We start from the raw sequence: 19,161 nt of genomic DNA on the forward strand, positions 1-19,161 counted from the left end.
ATGTTCGGGTACGCAAGTAATGAAACGGAAAACTATATGCCTTTAGCGTTGGATTTGGCCCACCGCTTGTTATATGAACTTGCCGAACTTCGCAGAGAGAATCGTGACATTACTTATCTACGACCAGATGCTAAGTCTCAAGTTACTCTTGAATATAGTGATGATCATAAGCCACAACGAATAGATACTATCGTAATTTCAACACAACATGATGATTTTGCGGAAGAACCCGAAATGCTAGCTAAGATTACTCGAGACATTAAAAATATATTGATTCCGCGAGTGAAAGCACAGCTTAAGCCCGAGCTACAGAATTTGTTCACTGAAGATATCAAGTTCCACGTGAACCCGACCGGCAAATTTGTAATTGGAGGTCCGCACGGTGATACCGGTTTAACGGGTCGTAAAATTATCGTTGACACATATGGAGGGAAAGGTGCGCATGGTGGAGGGGCTTTCTCAGGGAAAGATCCATCGAAGGTTGACCGTTCAGCAGCCTATGCAACACGTCATATAGCAAAAAACTTGGTAGCAGCTGGTGTATCCGATGAGATTCTTGTCCAAATTTCCTATGCGATTGGTGTTAAAGATCCGATGGGAATTTATGTCAATACTTATGGAAAATCAAAAGTAGGTTTTTCGGATGGGGAAATTGCAAATAAGATAAATGAACTGTTCGATATGACGCCTTTCGGCATTGAAACTCGGTTAGGACTGCGTAATCCTATTTATGCGGAAACAGCGGCTTATGGACATATGGGGCGGACGCCTCAGTCTATAACTAAGTTTTTTGAAAGCTCTACCGGCGAGCAAAAGACTGTCGAGGTCGAATTATTTACTTGGGAAAAGTTGGATTATGTCGATAAAATAAAATCGGCATTTGGTCTTTAGCCGTTCCTCTGTTAAGCTATAAAAAGGAGTTTGTCATTTTATTGACAAGCTCTTTTTGCGTTATTGGTGTGGTATTTCAATTCATTTGGGAATACTGCTCGTTAGGAGAAATGCAAAGGAAATCTTTATCTTTATAAACATTTTGGTACTTATAAGTTTATGCGAAGACGTAAAAGGATTCTGTTTGTGATCAACCCAATTTCCGGTGGAAAGAAAAAGTCGGCATTTAATAAACAGGTATTGGAGGTTCTTGATCTTGAGAAGTTTGATCCTACATTTAAAATAACTGACCATCCGAATCATGCATTTGAACTTGGAAAGTCTGCCATAGCCGAAGGGTATGATGCGGTGGTGGCTGTTGGTGGCGATGGTACCATAAATGAGCTCGGATCGGCTATCCTTGGTTCCGATTTGCCTCTGGGTATAATCCCGGAAGGTTCGGGAAACGGATTGGCTCTGTATTTAGGGATACCTCTAAATGAATCCGCTGCTATCCGTCGTATCAATAGGTTTGATACGGTTGAAGTCGATACCGGTGAGATTAACGGTCGAAGTTTTTTCAATATCGCAGGTTTGGGGTTCGACGCCTCCGTAAGTGATCACTTCGCAACCGAAAATATCAGGGGACCTATTGGGTATTTAAACTCGGTCATTAATGTCTGGAGTAAATTTAAACCGAGCAAATATAAACTTTTCATAGATAAAAAGGAGTATAATCGCGAGGCCTTCATGATTAGCGTAGCAAACTCTCCCCAATATGGAAACAACGCCTATATAGCCCCTCAAGCGTCCATAAACGACGGACTGTTGGACGTGTGTGTGGTACATAAATTTCCAATCTATTTATTACCGAAGATGGTTTTTCATTTGTTTACCAAGAGTGCGGATCAATCCGACTATGTCGAAATTATTCCAGGAAAGGAAATTACTATTGTGCGCGACGAGAAGGGGCCGGTTCATGTCGACGGCGAACCTGTAGAGATGGGAGAAATTTTAGATATCAGTATAAAGCATAAATCACTTAAAATTATTTGTTAGTATGGCAAAGCAGAAGAAACAGCGTTTTGAAGGAATTGTCTATTCAACCGCTGATGACTTTTCGTACACAGAAAACGATGTGGAAGCCGAAGATCAATTGACGCTTCCCCCCAATAAGCAACATCTAAAGGTTCTGTTAGATCGTAAGGCAAGAAAGGGTAAAGTTGTTACAATTGTCCAGGGCTTTATTGGGAATGAAGACGACTTAAATAATCTTGCAAAAAAAATAAAGCAAAAGTGTGGCGTCGGTGGAGGCACAAAGGATGGAGAAATTTTAATCCAGGGCGACTTCAAAGCGAAAGTTTCAGAGCTTTTAAAAGTTGATGGGTACTCCGTGAAATTGGTTGGTGGATAAATACTTACAATCGGTTGCATTAAAGTAGATTTTTTCGTGTTCTTTAGATATAAACTGTAAAAATTACGTTTGTTATTGTTAGATAATAGAGCCAAAAGGCTTTAGCTTCCGTAAGTGAACACTTACTTATTTTTGCATCTTAATGATTGTTTAATTTGCATAAACCAAAAAAAATGGTTTTCATTGTAAAATATATCGTTGTTCGCGGCGTTAAAGCTAGGGGCTAAAACATATTTACACGGGAAGGAAACCGCTGATGGTTCAAAAAATATGTTGCTCATTGAAAGATGTATAAATTAATGCAAAGAAAATTTTATTTTTAACACAAAATAGTATATTTGTTTTGCTTTAACGCAAGATAAGGGCTTGAAGATTGCACAAATTGAATTAAACATTAAATATTAAACAACAGTAAAAATCTAAAAATTAGTAAAATGGCAAACGCACCAAAAACTACTACTCCTGCTAAGAAAGAAAGCGGAAATTCAGGTAATTTATTTGCGAGTTTAGCAATTATCATTTGTTTCGTAATTGGATTCATCGTATACAAATTCGTAATGGGTAACCCTGCAAACTTTATTGATAACAATCCTGAAAACCAACCATTACCAGGTAACTACTTAGGGATGGTTTATCACGCAGGTTTTGTGGTTCCAGTTCTACTTGGTTTATTCCTAATGGTATGGGTATTCTCAATTGAACGTTTTATCGTTATTAACAGAGCTGCTGGTACAGGAAACGTAGGTCTTTTCGTAAGAAAAATCCAGACGTTAATCAACGGAGGAAATATTGATTCAGCTATCTCTGAATGCGATAAACAAAAAGGTTCTGTAGCTAACGTTGTAAAAGCTGGATTGTTAAAATACAAAGACGTATCAGCTAATACAGGTTTAGACGCTGAAAAATCAGTTGTCGCTATTCAAAAAGAAATTGAAGAAACCACTTCTTTGGAAATGCCGATGCTTGAGAAAAACATGAACGTTATCGCTACATTAGTTTCGATCGGTACGTTAACTGGTCTATTAGGTACGGTAACAGGTATGATTAAGGCTTTCTCGGCTTTGGCAACTGGTGGTACTCCAGATTCAGCAAAATTAGCAAACGGTATCTCTGAGGCCTTAATTAACACGGCTACAGGTATTGCTACTTCTACTTTCGCTATTGTTCTTTACAACATCTTGACGGCGAAAATCGACAACTTAACTTATTCTATTGACGAGGCTGGTTTCTCAATCGTGCAAACGTACGCTGCCAACCACAAGTAAAAAGTGATTTTTTTTCTAATTCTTTGTGGAATCTGAAAAAAAAATCATCATTAGATAAAGGAATAAGATTGTTAATTAAAGAAGTAAATTAAAATGGGAAAAGCAAAAGTAAAAAGAGCCAGTACCGCTATCGACATGACAGCGATGTGTGACGTCTCGTTCTTGCTTCTTACATTCTTCGTATTAACAGCAACGGCGCGCCAACCAGAAGTTTTGGTGGTAGATACGCCAGCATCGACTACACCTGATAAATTACCTGACGATGGTTTGGGTATCATCTCAGTAGCTGAGGGCAAAATATTTTTCACTGTTAAAAACCCAACTGTTCGGGAACTTACACTGAAAAACATGTCACAGAAGTACGGTGTTGCTTTTTCTGCAGAGGAGTATGAGAAATTCAAAAAGCTTGACGAGTTCGGTGTTCCAATTAAGAATTTGCGTCAATTGCTATCATTACCTGATGATCAGCAACGTAAGCCGGAAATTCAAACAGGTATACCTGTGGATAGTACCGAGACTGTTACTAACGAATTGTACTCTTGGGTACAGGAAGCTCGTAAAGCAACAGTTGAGTATAACCGATCACGCGAGGGCGAAAAGGGATTCGAGGATCCAGGGCCGATGAAGGTTGCTATTAAAGCAGACGCAGAGGAAAAATATCCAACGATTAATTTGATTATTGAGACTTTACGTAATCAGAAGCAAAACAAATTTAGTTTTGTGACAGGATTAAGAGGTAACGAATAATCGACTAATTTAAAAGTATAATGGCAGAATTAAATCAAGACAGTGGTAAAGGTGATAAAGGCGGCAAAGTAAGAGCCAAGAAAGCCGGCGGTAAAGTCGACTTGACGGCAATGGTAGATTTGGCGTTTTTATTGATCACCTTCTTCATGTTAACTACGTCATTGAACAAACCACAGGCAATGGATGTTGCAATGCCGGATAAGAATAAAATTGATAAAAATGATAATTTGGAAATTGCAGATAATCGTTCAATCACACTCTTATTAGGCTCAGATGACAAGATCTCTTGGTATTATGGTCAATTGGCTACTCCAATTTATCCACCAGCTACGGTTGAGTATGGTAAAGACGGTATTCGCCAAGTGCTACTAAAAATGCAAAAAGAGGTTCCTGCTCGTGCTGGTGGGAAGGATTTGATTGTTGTGATCAGACCTAGCGAAAAATCAATTCATCGTAATCTTGTCGATATTTTAGATGAGATGAAAATTGTTGATGTTAAGCGCTATATGATTTCCGCGATCAACGATGACGAAATAGAGGTATTAAAAAGCGAAGGTCTATTTAACGACTAATCGCATAACAAATTAACATATGTTTGGTTCTAAATTAGATATCTTCAAATCCGAATGGCTAGATGTCGTATTTGCAAATAGAAATAAAGAATATGGTGCCTACGACTTACGTAAGTATTCACCAAAGGCGACCAATATCGCTCTATTTGTTATGATCGTAGCTGTTTTTGCTTTGAGTGCTCCAAAAGTGTTTAATATTAAACTTTTTCCAGATAAACCCGTTGAAGAAGCCCCTGTCATTACTGAGGTGACTTTGGAAGATTTGGAATTACCACCGGAGCCTGAAGAAGAGGAGCCCCTTCCAATTGAGGAAGAACCACCACAACGTATCGCTCAAGAACCGCCTGCAGAAGATTTAGTGCGTTTCCCAGATATTAAAGTGGTTCCAGAAAATCAAGTGAAAGAAGAGGTTGTTTCCCAAGAGGAAATAAAAAAGGAAAATAAGACTCCTGCACGTATTACTTTAAAAGGTACTAAAGGTGCTGCGGGTGTACCTACTGGTGAATTTGGTCCTAAAAAAGTTGAAGGACAGATAACAGGTAGCGCAACAGGAGATCCTGACGGGGGAGATCCCGATAAGATTTTTAGCGCGGTTGAAGTACAACCAGAGCCAATTGGCGGATTGAATGCGTTCCGTAAATGGGTTGGTGATAATTATACCTATCCTCAGGGAGCGATCGATGCAGGCGTGAAAGGTCAGGTTGTTGTTTCTTTCGTTGTAGAGAGGGATGGTTCGTTGACCGATATTAAGGTTGCGAAAGATCTTTCTTACGGTACCGGTCAAGCTGCTATAAACGTTTTGAAAAAAGCGAAAAAGTGGAAGCCAGGGATCCAGAATGGTCGTCCTGTACGTGTAGCGTATACACTGCCAATCTCATTAAACTTACAGCAGTAAGAATGAGTGGCTTAGGTAAAGGCACGAATAAATTTAGACAGAAATCGCCGACCCAGCGATTTCTGTCCATTTTAGGGCTAGCGATGTTCGCATTCTATTTTATTTTAGGGATGTTAATTATTTTTTGGGATAACTTCCCTCTAGATATTGATCCTACTTATAGAACGTTTTTCGGAATATTGCTGATTGCTTATTCATTTATGCGTTTCGCCAGGTTATGGCAAAATAACTTTTTGAACAACCGTTAATCTTTTTTGCTAGACTAAACTATTAGAGGTCTTGTTTACTCTAATATGTTGGTACCACATTTAGTTTTAAAAGGGGTTAATTTTAACAAAATGAAAAGTATCTTCAGTATTTTTATTTGTGTCGCGCTCGTGCTAACGATAGTGAGTTGCAAGCGGTCGAATAAAGCACAATCTGCAAGTTCCGACACAACGCAGGGTGCTAAATCTCCAAATGAGGACATTTTAGTTGGAAGTTTGCAGGTAGCTGTCGATGCTTCTACATTACCACTATTGAAAGAGCAGTCAGAGGTATTTCTGTCTGCTTATCCCAATGCTAAGATTAATTTTATTGCTAAACCCGAATTGTTGGCGGTGAAGGAATTGCTTGCGGGAAATGCCAGCGTAGCAGTTTTGGCCCGCGAATTGAACGAGCAAGAATCAAATTATTTTAGAAACCGATCCATCACCCCTCGTGTCTTTCCTGTATGGAAAGATGGAATAGTTGTCATTGGGAATACTAATTCTGCTGATTCGAGCGTTACTATTGAATCCCTATTTAAGTTGTTAAAGGGAGAGAACGTAGGAAACAAAAGGATCGTTTTTGATAATCTGAACTCAAGCAGTTTTAGATATCTACAAGAACTGGGAAAGATTGAAAAGGTCGCTTCGAATTTCGTCGAAGCTGCGGGTTCAGCGACGGATGTGTTGTCTGAGATTGCGCAGAATCCAAATAAATTTGGTGTTCTAGGGTTTTTAGAATACCAAGATTTGGTTGGTTCTTTTTCAAATAAAAATAATATTCGTATCTTGAGCGTGCAGAATACGCTTGGTGAGGATGCGGATAGCAAGTTTTATTTACCAAGTCAATCAACCATTGCCGCAGGGCAATATCCATTGCAACGTACTTTTTATGTGTTGAATTATCAGCCTAACCTAGGGTTAGGAATCGGATTCTCGGCTTTTTTAACGGGTGATCGAGGACAAAGGATAGTATTACGTTCAGGGATCGTTCCGGCAACAATGCCTGGGCGTGAAATAATTGTACGGGATGAAATTTAATAAAATAGAAACAAAACGTAGAACACGAATAAATTATGACAAACAGCAAATTATTTTTAAGTCTATTAATGGCTGGTGCTACAATCGGTACGGTTAGTGCACAGAGCTTGAAAGATGCGAAAGCTGCTTTAGCTGAGGAGCAATTCGATAAAGCAAAGGACATCTTAGTGAAGTTGACCGAGAAGAAGGCGAAAGATGGTGAGAACTTTTTTTATCTTGGAAAAGTTCATTTGGTTAATGACAAGGTAGATTCAGCTGCGATTGTCTTTAATCAGGGTTTAACCAATGATCCAAAGGAATCTTTAAATACGGTAGGTTTAGGTATAGTTGACTTATTGAAAGGTGACTCAACGGCAGCCGAAACTAAGTTTTCAACCGCGGTTTCGCAACTGGGTAAAAAAGATTATTTGCCTTTATTGTATATCGGAGAAGCGTATAATGATGCCCCGAAACCGAATTTTACGAAGGCGATTGAATATTTGACACAAGCCAAAGCGAAAAATGAAAAAGATCCTGCGATCCTTGTCGCCTTGGGGGACGCATACGCAGGAATGGGCGAGAGCAGTCAAGCGTTTGTAAATTACCGTGACGCGGAATACATGGATCCAGAGTTATTAGCACCAAAGATTGGTCAAGCAGTAATCTCTCGCCGGGCACAAGCGTATGACGTTGTTCTTGAACAATTGAACGCGCTTATCGGCGAAAATCCAGAATATGCGCCGTTGTATCGTGAGCTAGCAGAAACATATTATTTGTCGTCGTTAAAAGCTCCCGAAGATCAATACCGCGAAATCAACTTAAAAGGTGTCGAAGCCTATAAAAAATATCTTAGCTTGACAGGCGACAACTCTGTAGAGGCGAAAACCCGTTATGCGGATTTCTTGGTTTATTCAGGGAATTACGAGGAACTGAAAACCGTTGCTGGAGAATTAGCTAACGCACCGGGTGTGGATGCGAAAGTATTTCGCTACTTAGGTTATATTGCTTATAACCAAGATAAGGATTATGCGAAAGCTGCGGAGCACATGAACACACTGTTTTCAAAAGTTGAGGAAGATCGCCTAATTCCTCGTGATTACCTTTACGCGGGCTTAGCAAACTTAAGCGCTGGCGATTCGATAAAAGGACCTGAACTGTTGAAAAAAGCTATTGAAAAGCAAGAAGAGGAGGATAATTTAGAGACAGAGATTGCGGAAACGGCATTTGCGAAATATCAAGATGGCGAAGTAGAGGAGGCCATTAAAATCTTTCGTATTCCAGCAGCGGATTCAACCTCGGATTACTACTACGATGCGAATTATTATTTGGGATTAGGTCAATATAGTAAAGGATCTAAAATCGTTTCTCCTGGGGCCGACGAAGAGGTAACGCCTGAGTTAGGACAACAAAAGCTGGCTAAAGCGAAGCCGTTTTTAGATGAAGCGGTTGCTGCATTCGGCAAGGTTACGGCTGCAACTAAGCAAGAAGTAATTGACAAATATCAAATCAATGCACTTTATTGGAAAGGCTTGTCTGAGTTAGCGCTAGACAATGTTATGTACGATCCTGAAAATGTAAAAGGCTTATACCTTGATTCATTCACGAAATTACTAGAAGTGATTAAAGCTTCAGGTAAAAATGATGAAACAACTGTTTCATACATAGCTGACGCAAACAATTATATCGCTTATTACTATTATTTCAAAGGTGATAATGCCAAAGCAAAGACTCATTTCCAAGAAACTTTGAAAGTGAGACCAACGGATGAAATTGCTACTCAGTTCGTTGAACAACTTTAACAATAAAATAACAACGAAATATAGAAGGGACTGCGTGCAGTCCCTTTTTTTGTTGGGAAAAAATTATATATTTGTTATTGAGAACAGATAATAAACTAATAGTTATGGAAAGTGTAAACCTAAGTAGCACTCCAGTAGATTATATACCTATTTTAATACAACTAGGTGTAGCAGTTGGATTTGGTGTTTTAACGATTGTAGGTACTCATTTGATTGGGCCTAAAGTTCGCAATGCGAACAAATTGTCAGCATTTGAATCGGGCGTAGAAGTTGTTGGCAATGCGCGACAACCATTTTCTATTAAATACTTTTTAGTCGCAATCCTGTTCGTAATATTTGATGTTGAGGTGATTTTTATGTATCCGTGGGCAGTAAATTTTCGTGAGTTTGGTGTAGAAGGTCTAATTGAGATGTTCATTTTTATGGCGCTGTTGTTGGCTGGATTAGGATATGTCATCAAGAAGAAAGCTCTGGATTGGAATTAAGGCAAACGCGATGAAGTACTGGTTAACAAATCCAGGCTTCCTTTATATTTTACAACCATTGCATGGGCATCGTGCTGATGCCTAACTTATAGGTGTGTGTTTTGCATTTAATTAACTGCTACCGAGCCTATTCACTCCCTCCATCATTTAGTATTTATATAAACCAAAAAACGATAGTCATGAGTAAAGTGACATTGGCTGAAGCGCCTCCAGGAGTAGAGGGAGCAGGATTTTTTGCAACATCCTTAGATAAGGCAATCGGATTAGCGCGGGCAAATTCATTATGGCCGTTACCGTTTGCTACTTCGTGTTGTGGAATTGAATTTATGGCAACAATGGGGTCAACATATGATTTGGCCCGTTTCGGTGCTGAACGGCCAAGTTTTTCTCCACGTCAGGCAGACATGCTTTTGGTGATGGGAACAATTGCTAAAAAGATGGCTCCGGTGCTTAAGCAGGTATATATTCAAATGGCAGAACCTCGTTGGGTGATTGCTGTAGGTGCGTGCGCTTCGAGTGGTGGAATATTTGATACCTACTCGGTGCTACAAGGCATTGATGAAATTATCCCGGTTGACGTATATGTACCGGGCTGCCCACCTCGACCGGAAGCGATTTTAGATGGTGTGTTAAGACTGCAGGATATTGTTAAAAGCGAGTCGTTGAATCGCCGAAACACACCTGAGTATAGGGCATTATTAGAGAAGTACGGTATTCTAACGGAGATTGAAAATGGGTAATTTAGATAACCAATATATAATTCGTCGTTTGCAAGAAGATTTACAATTCGATGTGCACGTGATTGGTGAATCGTTTGGATTGCTTAGTCTTGGCACCAGTAAAGAAAGAATTATCGACCTATTGAAGTTTCTTAAAGAAGATGATACGCTAGGATTTAGCTATTTGACCGACATCACAGCAGTACATTATCCTGGGTTGGCACTGCCATTTTGTATTGTCTACCATTTACATAATCTGGTTGAGAATGTACGCATTCGCGTTAAAGTATTTATCGGAGGCGAGGTTCCTTCTATACCGACGGCAACCGTACTATGGCATGGCGCAAATTGGATGGAACGAGAAACTTACGATTTCTTTGGAATCGATTTTCAAGGACACCCAGATTTAAGGCGCATATTGAATATGGATGACCTAGAGGTATTCCCTATGCGCAAGGAATATCCTTTAGAAGATCCGAATAGAGTGGATAAGAAAGATTTTTATTTCGGTCGTTAAATTAAAAAGGACATAAAAAATGACAAAACCGATCACCAAGATAACCCCGAATACCGCCGCTTTTTTTGATAATGACCCACAAGATGAGTTAATAACTCTTAATCTAGGTCCAACGCACCCAGCAACGCATGGCGTGTTTCAAAATGTGTTGCAAATTGACGGGGAACGTATAGTAAGTGGTGTTTCGACGATAGGATATATTCATAGGGCATTTGAAAAGATTGCTGAGCATCGACCTTTCTATCAAATTACACCATTAACAGATCGACTTAATTATTGTTCTGCGCCGATAAATAATATGGGCTGGCATATGACGGTGGAGAAGTTGTTGAAGATCGAAATCCCGAAACGCGTGCAATACATGCGTGTAATTGTGATGGAATTAGCAAGAATCGCCGATCATATAATTTGTAACGGTATCCTCGGTGTTGATACAGGTGCGTTTTCAGGTTTTTTATACCTTATGCAGGAGCGAGAATTTATTTATGAAATCTTCGAGGAAATCTGTGGGGCACGTTTGACGACTAATATTGGTAGGATAGGTGGATTTGAGCGGGATTTTAATGAAATTGCGTTTGCCAAAATTCATGAATTTTTAAAACGTTTTCCTCCAGTATTAGAAGAATTTGAGAATCTTTTTGTACGAAATAGAATATTTATAGAAAGAACTTCAGGTGTTGCTGCTGTTACTCCGGAGGACGCTTTGAGCTACAGCTGGTCGGGTCCCATTTTGAGAGCTACGGGAGTGGATTATGATGTGCGGGCCGTTTCGCCGTACTGTTCATACGAGGAATTTGATTTTGAAGTTCCTGTCGGTACTACCGGAGACGTATACGATCGTTTTATGGTTCGTAATGCGGAGATGTGGCAATCCCTTCGGATTATTCAGCAAGCATTGGATAAAATAGCAAGTGAACCTGCGGGTGTATTTCATGCAGATGTTCCTGAGTTTTATTTACCACCAAAAGAACAAGTGTACACCAATATGGAGGCATTGATTTATCATTTCAAAATTGTGATGGGCGAGTGGGAGACTCCAAAAGATGAAGTCTATCATTCTGTCGAAGGGGCCAACGGAGAGTTAGGGTTCTACATGATACACGATGGAGGAAGGTCTCCGTACCGGTTGCATTTCCGAAGACCATCATTTATCAATTATCAAATGTTTGCGCCCATGAGTAGTGGAATGCTTATTTCAGATGCGATAATCAACATGAGTAGTTTAAACGTAATTGCAGGAGAATTAGATGCTTAGTGTTCAAGAAAATATGATAGTTGAATTTTCAGCAGAACTTCTTACGCAGTTCGCTGAGATAAAAGGTCGTTATCCCGAAGGTAAGCACAAATCAGCTTTATTACCAATTTTACATGTTGTGCAAGCGGAGTACGGCTGGTTGAGTGTAGATGCGATGACCAAGGTTGCTGTATATCTAGATATTCAACCGATAGAGGTGTTTGAAGTAGCGTCTTTCTATTCGATGTTTTTTTTACAACCTAAAGGAAAATACGTTTTGGAAGTTTGTAGAACCGGCCCGTGTTGTCTAGTTGGTGCGGAGCGGATAATGAAGCATATCGAAACTAGGTTAGGTGTTAAAGAGGGGGAGATTACTCCAGATGGTAAGTTTTCTTGGCGCGGAGTTGAGTGTATTGCTGCTTGTGGTTTTGGCCCAGTTTTACAAATTGGCCCAGAATATACCTTCCACGAAAATTTAACCGAAGATTCTGTTGATCAGTTGATTGCTGATTTAAGGCAAAAACTACAAACGAACTAATATGGCACGTAAGTTATTATTAACACATATCGATATACCAGGTATAGAGTCATTGGAAGTATATCGTAAAAATGGTGGATATCGTTCCGTGGAAAAAGCATTGAAGACAATGTCGCCTGATGATGTCGTTGAGGAAGTTAAGAAATCTGGATTACGAGGACGTGGCGGTGCTGGATTTCCGACAGGTATGAAATGGGGATTTCTTGCTAAACCAGAAGGTGTACCTCGTTATTTAGTTTGTAACGCTGATGAGTCAGAACCAGGAACATTCAAAGACAGGTTTTTGATGACAAAAATTCCGCATGCGCTTGTTGAAGGAATGATTGTTTCCAGCTACGCTCTGGGTGCGAATGTTTCTTTTATATATGTTCGCGGAGAGATGATGCCTCAAATTCGAATTCTGGAAAAAGCTATTGCAGAAGCGAAAGCATCAGGTTTTTTGGGGAAGAATATATTAGGATCAGGATACGATTTGGAAATACACGTGCAACCAGGCGGTGGCGCATATATATGTGGGGAAGAGACTGCATTGTTGGAATCTTTAGAGGGTAAACGGGGGAATCCACGTATTAAACCTCCTTTTCCTGCTGTATCGGGGCTTTATGGTTGCCCTACCGTTGTAAACAATGTTGAATCGATCGCAGCGGTTGTTCCAATTATAAACGAAGGAGGCGACGAATATGCTAAAATCGGGATTGACCGTAGTACAGGTACAAAGTTAATTTCCGCTTCAGGAAATCTCGTCCGTCCCGGGGTATATGAAATTGAATTAGGTCTTTCTGTTGAAGAATTTGTGTATTCAGAAGAATATTGTGGCGGTATTGCAAGGGGAAAGCGCTTAAAAGCAATCGTTGCAGGAGGGTCTTCCGTGCCTATATTACCAACGAACCTGGCTTTAAAAACCGCTAAAGGCGAATCTCGACTGATGACTTATGAATCGCTGGCCGATGGAGGATTCGTAACGGGTTCTGCGATGGGTTCGGGAGGATTCATTGCTTTCGACGAAGATCAATGTATCGTGCGCAATACGTTAAATTTTACGCGTTTTTATCATCATGAAAGTTGCGGGCAATGCTCGCCTTGCCGTGAAGGAACAGGATGGATGGAGAAGGTTCTTCATAGGATAGAATACGGGGGAGCGAGTATTGCGGATATCGAGTTACTTTGGGATATACAGAAGAATATAGATGGAAATACGATCTGTCCACTCGGGGATGCTTCAGCGTGGCCAGTGGCGAGCGCTATTCGTCATTTTAGAGATGAGTTCGAATGGCATATTTTGAACCCTGAGGAATCGCAAAACAGAAATTTTGGTTTGGCACATTATGCCGACCCGTTATTACCTGTTTCCTAGAACTAAAGAGCTTTTTTTTAATTTTTTACATAGTAAAATGGCTGAAGAAGGAAAATTTAAAGTAACGATAGACGGCATACCGGTTGAGGTAGCACCGGGAACAACGATATTAAATGCAGCGCGTTTGATTGGAGGCGATATTGTACCTCCTGCGATGTGTTATTACTCTAAGTTGGAGGGCAGCGGAGGTAAGTGTCGTACGTGCCTGGTAAAAGTGTCTAAAGGGTCGGAGAAGGATCCTCGTCCGATGCCAAAATTGGTCGCTTCTTGCCGAACTACCGTGATGGACGGAATGGAAGTGGCAAATATCACCTCTGATGAAGTGCTAGAAGCGCGCAAGGGCGTGGTGGAAATGTTATTGATTAATCATCCTTTAGACTGTCCTGTTTGTGATCAAGCGGGTGAATGTAAATTACAGGATTTGAGCTATGATCACGGTGCTGAGCAAACACGCTATGAATTTGAACGGCGCACTTTTGAGCGAATAGATATCGGAGATAAGATTCAGCTTCATATGAACCGCTGTATTTTGTGTTACCGCTGCGTATACGTCGCAGATCAATTGACTACGCAACGTGAACATGGTGTGTTGAGTCGTGGTGACCATTCGGAAATATCTACGTTTATTGAAAATGCGTTAGACAATGACTTCATTGGTAACGTGATTGATGTTTGCCCTGTTGGTGCACTGACAGATAAAACGTTCCGCTTCAAAAATAGGGTATGGTTTACCAAGCCGGTCGACGCACATCGCGACTGTCCAACCTGTTCAGGTAAAGTCACCTTATGGTATAAAGGAGAAGAAGTGCTTCGGGTGACCGGTCGGAAAGATGAGTACAACGAAGTCGATGAATTTATCTGTAATACTTGTCGTTTCGATACGAAAAAGACCGTTGATTGGGTGTTAGAGACACCGACGAGTATAGACAAGGAATCCGTTATAACAGCTAATCATTATACGACTTTTTCTCCTCCACCGGTTATTAAGAAAAGTGCAGAGCTACAAGCTGCTAATGAAGAACAATTGGCGAGAACTGAACGATTAAAATAACCACGATTATAACATGGAAACAGCTTTTATTTTAGAGAAATTGATATTAGTGGTTATCGTATTTACGATTTCACTTGTTATTGCTATGTATTCAACGTTGGCAGAACGCAAGATCGCAGGTTTTATGCAAGATAGGTATGGTCCCGATCGAGCAGGTTTTGGTGGGATTTTGCAACCACTTTGTGATGGTGGAAAATTCTTTTTTAAAGAAGAAATTATACCAGCAGGAGCTCATAAAACTCTGTTTATAATCGGGCCAATGCTGGCTATCATAACTGCATGTATCAGCTCTGCCGTAATACCTTGGGGAGGTAGTTTAACAATTGGCAACCGCGAGGTTAGCCTTCAAGTCGCTGATATAAATGTCGGTATTTTATATATTTTCGGTGTAGTTGCATTGGGTGTTTATGGCATTATGATAGGTGGATGGGCTTCGAACAATAAGTTCTCATTGATGGGCGCTATTCGTGCAGCATCCCAAAGTATCAGCTATGAGATTGCTATGGGACTTTCTATTATTGCGCTATTAATGGTGTCCGGTACGCTTTCGATGAGTGAAATTGTTGCACAGCAGTCTGGTTTTGTCAATTGGAACATTTGGGTGCAACCTTTAGGTTTTTTGATATTTATCACTTGCGCATTTGCAGAATGTAACCGGGTGCCTTTCGATTTGCCGGAATGTGAAACAGAGCTTGTTGGTGGCTACCATACAGAATATTCCTCAATGAAATTGGGGTTATACATGTTCTCTGAGTACATTAACATGTTTGTTTCTTCCGCGTTGATGGCGGCATTATATTTTGGAGGATATAATTTTCCATTCATGCACGAGCTGGGCCTCTCGGACAACTGGATTACCATTATTGGTGTATTAGTCTTTTTCTTTAAGATTTTTGGATTCATCTTCTTCTTTATGTGGATTCGTTGGACTTTACCAAGATTTAGATATGATCAACTAATGAACTTGGGGTGGAAAATATTAATTCCTTTGGCGATAGCAAATATCGTGTTAACCGGGGTGATTACTGTTGTGAAAGATTCCTATTTCGGCTAGCGGTATATGGATCGGATTAATAGATAAAGAATAGGATAAAAGATTTAACTATGCAATCATTATCAAATAGAAAGAAAGTAATTGAGCAGAAACCAATGAATTTTTGGGAGCGGATATATCTGCCTGCAATCTTCAAAGGTTTGGGTATAACGATACGTCACTTTTTTAGAAAGATACCTACAATAAAGTATCCGGAAGAGCAAAGACCATATTCTAAGAACTTTCGTGGTCAACATTCTTTAAAGAGAGATGAGCAAGGTCGTGAACGTTGTACCGCTTGTGGGTTGTGTGCGCTGTCATGTCCCGCCGAAGCGATAACAATGACTGCTGCCGAACGTACAAATGAAGAAACCCATCTTTATCGTGAAGAAAAATATGCCTCCGTGTATGAGATTAATATGCTACGATGTATTTTTTGTGGGTTATGTGAGGAAGCGTGTCCTAAAGAAGCTATTTATCTAGACGGTCCACATGTTACCGCAGACTATCTACGTAAAGATTTTATATACGGGAAAGACAAATTGGTGGAGCCCAAGTTTGATATAACGATGTTGACTCAAGAAAAATCAAATTAGCATGTCTGTATTTTATCTAGTTGCATTTCTAGCAATTTTCTTCGCATTGATGACGATTTTCACAAAGAATCCTGTACATAGCGTTCTTTATCTGGTAATCACATTTTTTACGTTGTCTATTCATTACATTCTGTTAAATGCTCAGTTCCTCGCTGTTGTTAATTTTATAGTATATATGGGGGCTATTATGGTGTTGTTCCTGTTTGTCCTGATGTTACTAAATCTCAATGCAGAAACTGAACCGATGAAATCAAATTTGGTAAAGATAATGGGTGCGATTGCAGGCATGTGTTTGATAGCAACTCTTTTAGGCGCCTTTCGGGTAATTGAACCTTCGAATCTTATTGTTCAAGGGGATGCTGAGGTCGGTCTAGTAAAGAATCTGGGGAAGGTATTATTTAAAGAATTCTTACTTCCTTTTGAGATCTCGTCGATATTGTTATTGACGGCGATGGTAGGGGCAGTATTATTAGCAAAAAAAGAGATTAGAAAAGCGTAATGGAAGGTATTGTAACACAAATTCAGGGAATTCCACTCGACCACTACATCATATTTTGTAGTATCATCTTCGCTATCGGAGTTACGGGTGTGCTTATACGACGTAATGTAATTATCATTATGATGTCGATAGAATTGATGTTAAACTCTGTAAACCTGCTTCTGGCCGCTTTTTCCGCTTACCGGGGCGACGCGAGTGGACAGGTATTTGTCTTCTTCGTAATGGCTTTAGCTGCAGCGGAGGTCGCCGTCGGACTTGCTATTATAATCATGGTGTATCGAAATACGAAATCAGTTGATGTGGAACCACTCAGCAAACTGCGTTGGTAATTTATTAGTTATATAGAAAGAAAATAGTATGTCGGAATTAATTTGGCTGATACCTTTGATACCTTTTTTAGGTTTTATTTTTAATGGTTTAACCCGCGGACATATCCCTAAACCTGTTCATTCGATTGTGGGAAGCGGTGTTGTATTAATCTCCTTCGTTTTGAGTATAGCCGTATACCTTGAAATAGCAGCTTTGAATTCGAGAGGAGAAAATGCATCGATCCTAGTTCATCTGTTCGACTGGTTTTCCGTAGGGAAACTTCATGTAGCACTTTCTTTCTTGATTGACCCTTTAAGCGCGTTAATGCTGTTAGTCATTACTGGAGTCGGTTTTCTAATACATCTATATTCGTCTAGCTATATGGCGCACGACGAGGGTTTTGGTAAGTTTTTCGCTTACTTGAATCTTTTTATATTCTTTATGACCATTTTGGTACTTGGTTCCAATTACTTGGTTATGTTTATTGGATGGGAAGGAGTCGGTTTATGTTCCTATCTGCTTATTGGGTTTTGGTTTAAAAACAATTCGTATGTTAAAGCGGCGAAAAAAGCATTTGTGATGAATCGAATAGGCGATCTCGGCTTCTTGATCGCGTTATACTTTATATTAGAAACGTTCGGAAGCTTAGAATACAGTATTGTATTTGAACAAGCAGTTAGTTTTCCTGTAGGCACCTTCTCGGTATTAGTTATTACATTACTGTTATTTGTTGCCGCGACTGGGAAATCTGCTCAGATTCCGTTGTTTACGTGGTTGCCTGACGCAATGGCGGGACCTACACCGGTTTCGGCATTAATTCACGCCGCCACAATGGTTACTGCAGGGATCTATATGGTGGTTCGTTCAAACATCCTGTTTGTGCTTTCTCCAACGACGATGGACATTATGGCGATTATTGGATTGGTAACGGCATTGATAGCTGCATTTATTGCGCTTACGCAGAATGATATTAAAAAGGTATTGGCATATTCTACTGTGTCCCAACTAGGGTACATGTTTTTAGGCCTCGGGGTAGGTGCGTTCACCGGGGCTTTTTTCCACGTATTGACTCATGCATTTTTTAAGGCACTGTTGTTTTTGGGGGCAGGTTCAGTCATTCATGCAATGCATGACGAGCAGGACATGCGTAAGATGGGTGGGCTACGTAAAGCTTTGCCCGTTACATTCGCAACGATGTTAATTGGTACTATTGCGATCAGTGGGATTCCCCCACTAGCTGGATTCTTCTCTAAAGATGAAATATTGGCTCACGCTTTTGCTTATAGTCCATTTGTTTGGGGAATAGGGTTGCTAACAGCACTTTTTACAGCTTTTTATATGTTTCGGTTGCTTTACTTAACCTTCTTCGGAACGTTTAGAGGTACTGAAGCTCAGAAGGGACATTTACATGAATCTCCGTGGCAAATGACGCTTCCCCTTATCTTACTCGCATTTTTATCGCTTGTAGGAGGGTTTATTAATGTGCCGGGTGCGCTTGGAGGTAACCATTGGTTAGCATCTTTCTTAAGCCCAATTTTAGATGCTTCGAATGTGCATACGGCACCGTTATCCCTTAGTCATAGTACAGAATATATATTGATGGCAACATCTTCCCTCAGTGCGATCGTAATGGCTTTATATGCATATAATAAATATGTGATCAAACAGGGAGTTCCGTTAGAAGACGGGAAACAGATCGGCGGATTATACCAACTTTCGTATAATAAACTTTATTTCGACGAATTCTACCAAGCGGTTATTGGAAGACCCTTGAAATGGCTCTCGTTAGTCCTGTACAAATATATTGATAGACTTGCTATAGATGGTTTTATAAATGGCTTAGGGCAGTTTTTTTTTACAACTGGGAAAGGGCTTCGTCAACTGCAAACCGGTCAGCTTGGTTTTTATTTGATGATGATGGTAATTAGCGTAATTGTAATATTGATTTACGGAATTTTTAGTATTTAATTGGAGCGAAACATGGGGAATATAGTTATTA

At 40.1% G+C, this 19,161-nt stretch carries 22 protein-coding genes; all 22 read left to right on the top strand.

The genetic code is table 11. The annotated features are described in order from the left end of the window. Positions 1 to 891, top strand: an 891-nt coding sequence (gene metK, locus HP439_RS05895) for a methionine adenosyltransferase (RefSeq protein ID WP_172389419.1), incomplete at its 5' end; no start/stop codon positions are given. Positions 892 to 1,050: 159 nt separating this feature from the next. Beyond that, complete coding sequence (locus tag HP439_RS05900; protein ID WP_172389420.1) at positions 1,051 to 1,929, top strand: diacylglycerol/lipid kinase family protein; 879 nt, start codon at positions 1,051 to 1,053, stop codon at positions 1,927 to 1,929. A gap of 1 nt (position 1,930) precedes the next feature. Then, positions 1,931 to 2,284, top strand: a complete 354-nt coding sequence (locus tag HP439_RS05905; RefSeq protein ID WP_172389421.1) for a translation initiation factor — start codon at positions 1,931 to 1,933, stop codon at positions 2,282 to 2,284. 434 nt (positions 2,285 to 2,718) lie between these two features. Continuing rightward, positions 2,719 to 3,549 (top strand): MotA/TolQ/ExbB proton channel family protein, encoded by an 831-nt coding sequence (locus HP439_RS05910; protein WP_172389422.1) that lies wholly within the window; start codon positions 2,719 to 2,721, stop codon positions 3,547 to 3,549. Between the two features lie 93 nt (positions 3,550 to 3,642). After that, complete coding sequence (locus HP439_RS05915; protein ID WP_172389423.1) at positions 3,643 to 4,296, top strand: ExbD/TolR family protein; 654 nt, start codon at positions 3,643 to 3,645, stop codon at positions 4,294 to 4,296. Between the two features lie 20 nt (positions 4,297 to 4,316). Next, positions 4,317 to 4,868 (top strand): ExbD/TolR family protein, encoded by a 552-nt coding sequence (locus HP439_RS05920; protein WP_172389424.1) that lies wholly within the window; start codon positions 4,317 to 4,319, stop codon positions 4,866 to 4,868. A 19-nt stretch (positions 4,869 to 4,887) separates the two neighbouring features. Continuing rightward, entirely contained in the window at positions 4,888 to 5,763 is an 876-nt protein-coding gene (locus HP439_RS05925) for an energy transducer TonB (protein WP_172389425.1), read from the top strand. Positions 5,764 to 5,765: 2 nt separating this feature from the next. Next, positions 5,766 to 6,011: a hypothetical protein gene (locus tag HP439_RS05930; protein ID WP_172389426.1), complete on the top strand. Its 246-nt coding sequence runs from the start codon at positions 5,766 to 5,768 to the stop codon at positions 6,009 to 6,011. Between the two features lie 90 nt (positions 6,012 to 6,101). Next, a complete protein-coding gene (locus HP439_RS05935; RefSeq protein WP_172389427.1) occupies positions 6,102 to 7,049 on the top strand; it encodes a PstS family phosphate ABC transporter substrate-binding protein in 948 nt (315 codons plus the stop codon). A 35-nt stretch (positions 7,050 to 7,084) separates the two neighbouring features. Beyond that, on the top strand, positions 7,085 to 8,827 hold the full coding sequence (locus tag HP439_RS05940) for a tetratricopeptide repeat protein (RefSeq protein WP_172389428.1): 1,743 nt from the start codon (positions 7,085 to 7,087) through the stop codon (positions 8,825 to 8,827). Positions 8,828 to 8,931: 104 nt separating this feature from the next. Continuing rightward, a complete protein-coding gene (locus HP439_RS05945) occupies positions 8,932 to 9,312 on the top strand; it encodes an NADH-quinone oxidoreductase subunit A (protein ID WP_172389429.1) in 381 nt (126 codons plus the stop codon). A gap of 179 nt (positions 9,313 to 9,491) precedes the next feature. Further along, entirely contained in the window at positions 9,492 to 10,052 is a 561-nt protein-coding gene (locus tag HP439_RS05950) for an NADH-quinone oxidoreductase subunit B (protein WP_172389430.1), read from the top strand. Then, positions 10,045 to 10,548: an NADH-quinone oxidoreductase subunit C gene (locus tag HP439_RS05955; RefSeq protein WP_172389431.1), complete on the top strand. Its 504-nt coding sequence runs from the start codon at positions 10,045 to 10,047 to the stop codon at positions 10,546 to 10,548. The genes HP439_RS05950 and HP439_RS05955 overlap by 8 nt, the downstream gene beginning before the upstream one ends. Positions 10,549 to 10,567: 19 nt before the next feature. Further along, positions 10,568 to 11,803, top strand: a complete 1,236-nt coding sequence (locus tag HP439_RS05960) for an NADH-quinone oxidoreductase subunit D (RefSeq protein WP_172389432.1) — start codon at positions 10,568 to 10,570, stop codon at positions 11,801 to 11,803. Then, entirely contained in the window at positions 11,796 to 12,320 is a 525-nt protein-coding gene (locus HP439_RS05965; protein ID WP_172389433.1) for an NADH-quinone oxidoreductase subunit NuoE family protein, read from the top strand. The genes HP439_RS05960 and HP439_RS05965 overlap by 8 nt, the downstream gene beginning before the upstream one ends. 1 nt (position 12,321) lies before the next feature. Further along, positions 12,322 to 13,674 carry an NADH-quinone oxidoreductase subunit NuoF gene (gene nuoF, locus HP439_RS05970; protein ID WP_172389434.1) on the top strand — a complete coding sequence of 451 codons (1,353 nt, stop codon included), beginning with the start codon at positions 12,322 to 12,324 and terminating at the stop codon, positions 13,672 to 13,674. 37 nt (positions 13,675 to 13,711) lie between these two features. Further along, the gene (locus HP439_RS05975; RefSeq protein ID WP_172389435.1) at positions 13,712 to 14,725 is read left to right on the top strand and encodes an NADH-quinone oxidoreductase subunit G; all 1,014 of its coding nucleotides are present in this window, start codon (positions 13,712 to 13,714) and stop codon (positions 14,723 to 14,725) included. 13 nt (positions 14,726 to 14,738) lie between these two features. Further along, positions 14,739 to 15,779, top strand: coding sequence for an NADH-quinone oxidoreductase subunit NuoH (nuoH, locus tag HP439_RS05980; protein ID WP_172389436.1), 1,041 nt, complete (start codon positions 14,739 to 14,741; stop codon positions 15,777 to 15,779). Positions 15,780 to 15,829: 50 nt separating this feature from the next. Next, a complete protein-coding gene (locus tag HP439_RS05985; protein ID WP_172389437.1) occupies positions 15,830 to 16,354 on the top strand; it encodes a NuoI/complex I 23 kDa subunit family protein in 525 nt (174 codons plus the stop codon). A gap of 1 nt (position 16,355) precedes the next feature. Further along, entirely contained in the window at positions 16,356 to 16,853 is a 498-nt protein-coding gene (locus HP439_RS05990) for an NADH-quinone oxidoreductase subunit J family protein (RefSeq protein ID WP_172389438.1), read from the top strand. Next, on the top strand, positions 16,853 to 17,182 hold the full coding sequence (gene nuoK, locus HP439_RS05995; RefSeq protein WP_172389439.1) for an NADH-quinone oxidoreductase subunit NuoK: 330 nt from the start codon (positions 16,853 to 16,855) through the stop codon (positions 17,180 to 17,182). The genes HP439_RS05990 and nuoK overlap by 1 nt, the downstream gene beginning before the upstream one ends. Before the next feature lie 28 nt (positions 17,183 to 17,210). Further along, complete coding sequence (gene nuoL / locus HP439_RS06000) at positions 17,211 to 19,130, top strand: NADH-quinone oxidoreductase subunit L (RefSeq protein WP_172389440.1); 1,920 nt, start codon at positions 17,211 to 17,213, stop codon at positions 19,128 to 19,130. Positions 19,131 to 19,161 lie beyond the last annotated feature (31 nt).

The organism is Sphingobacterium shayense (assembly GCF_013179575.1).
GTDB classification, from domain to species: domain Bacteria; phylum Bacteroidota; class Bacteroidia; order Sphingobacteriales; family Sphingobacteriaceae; genus Sphingobacterium; species Sphingobacterium shayense.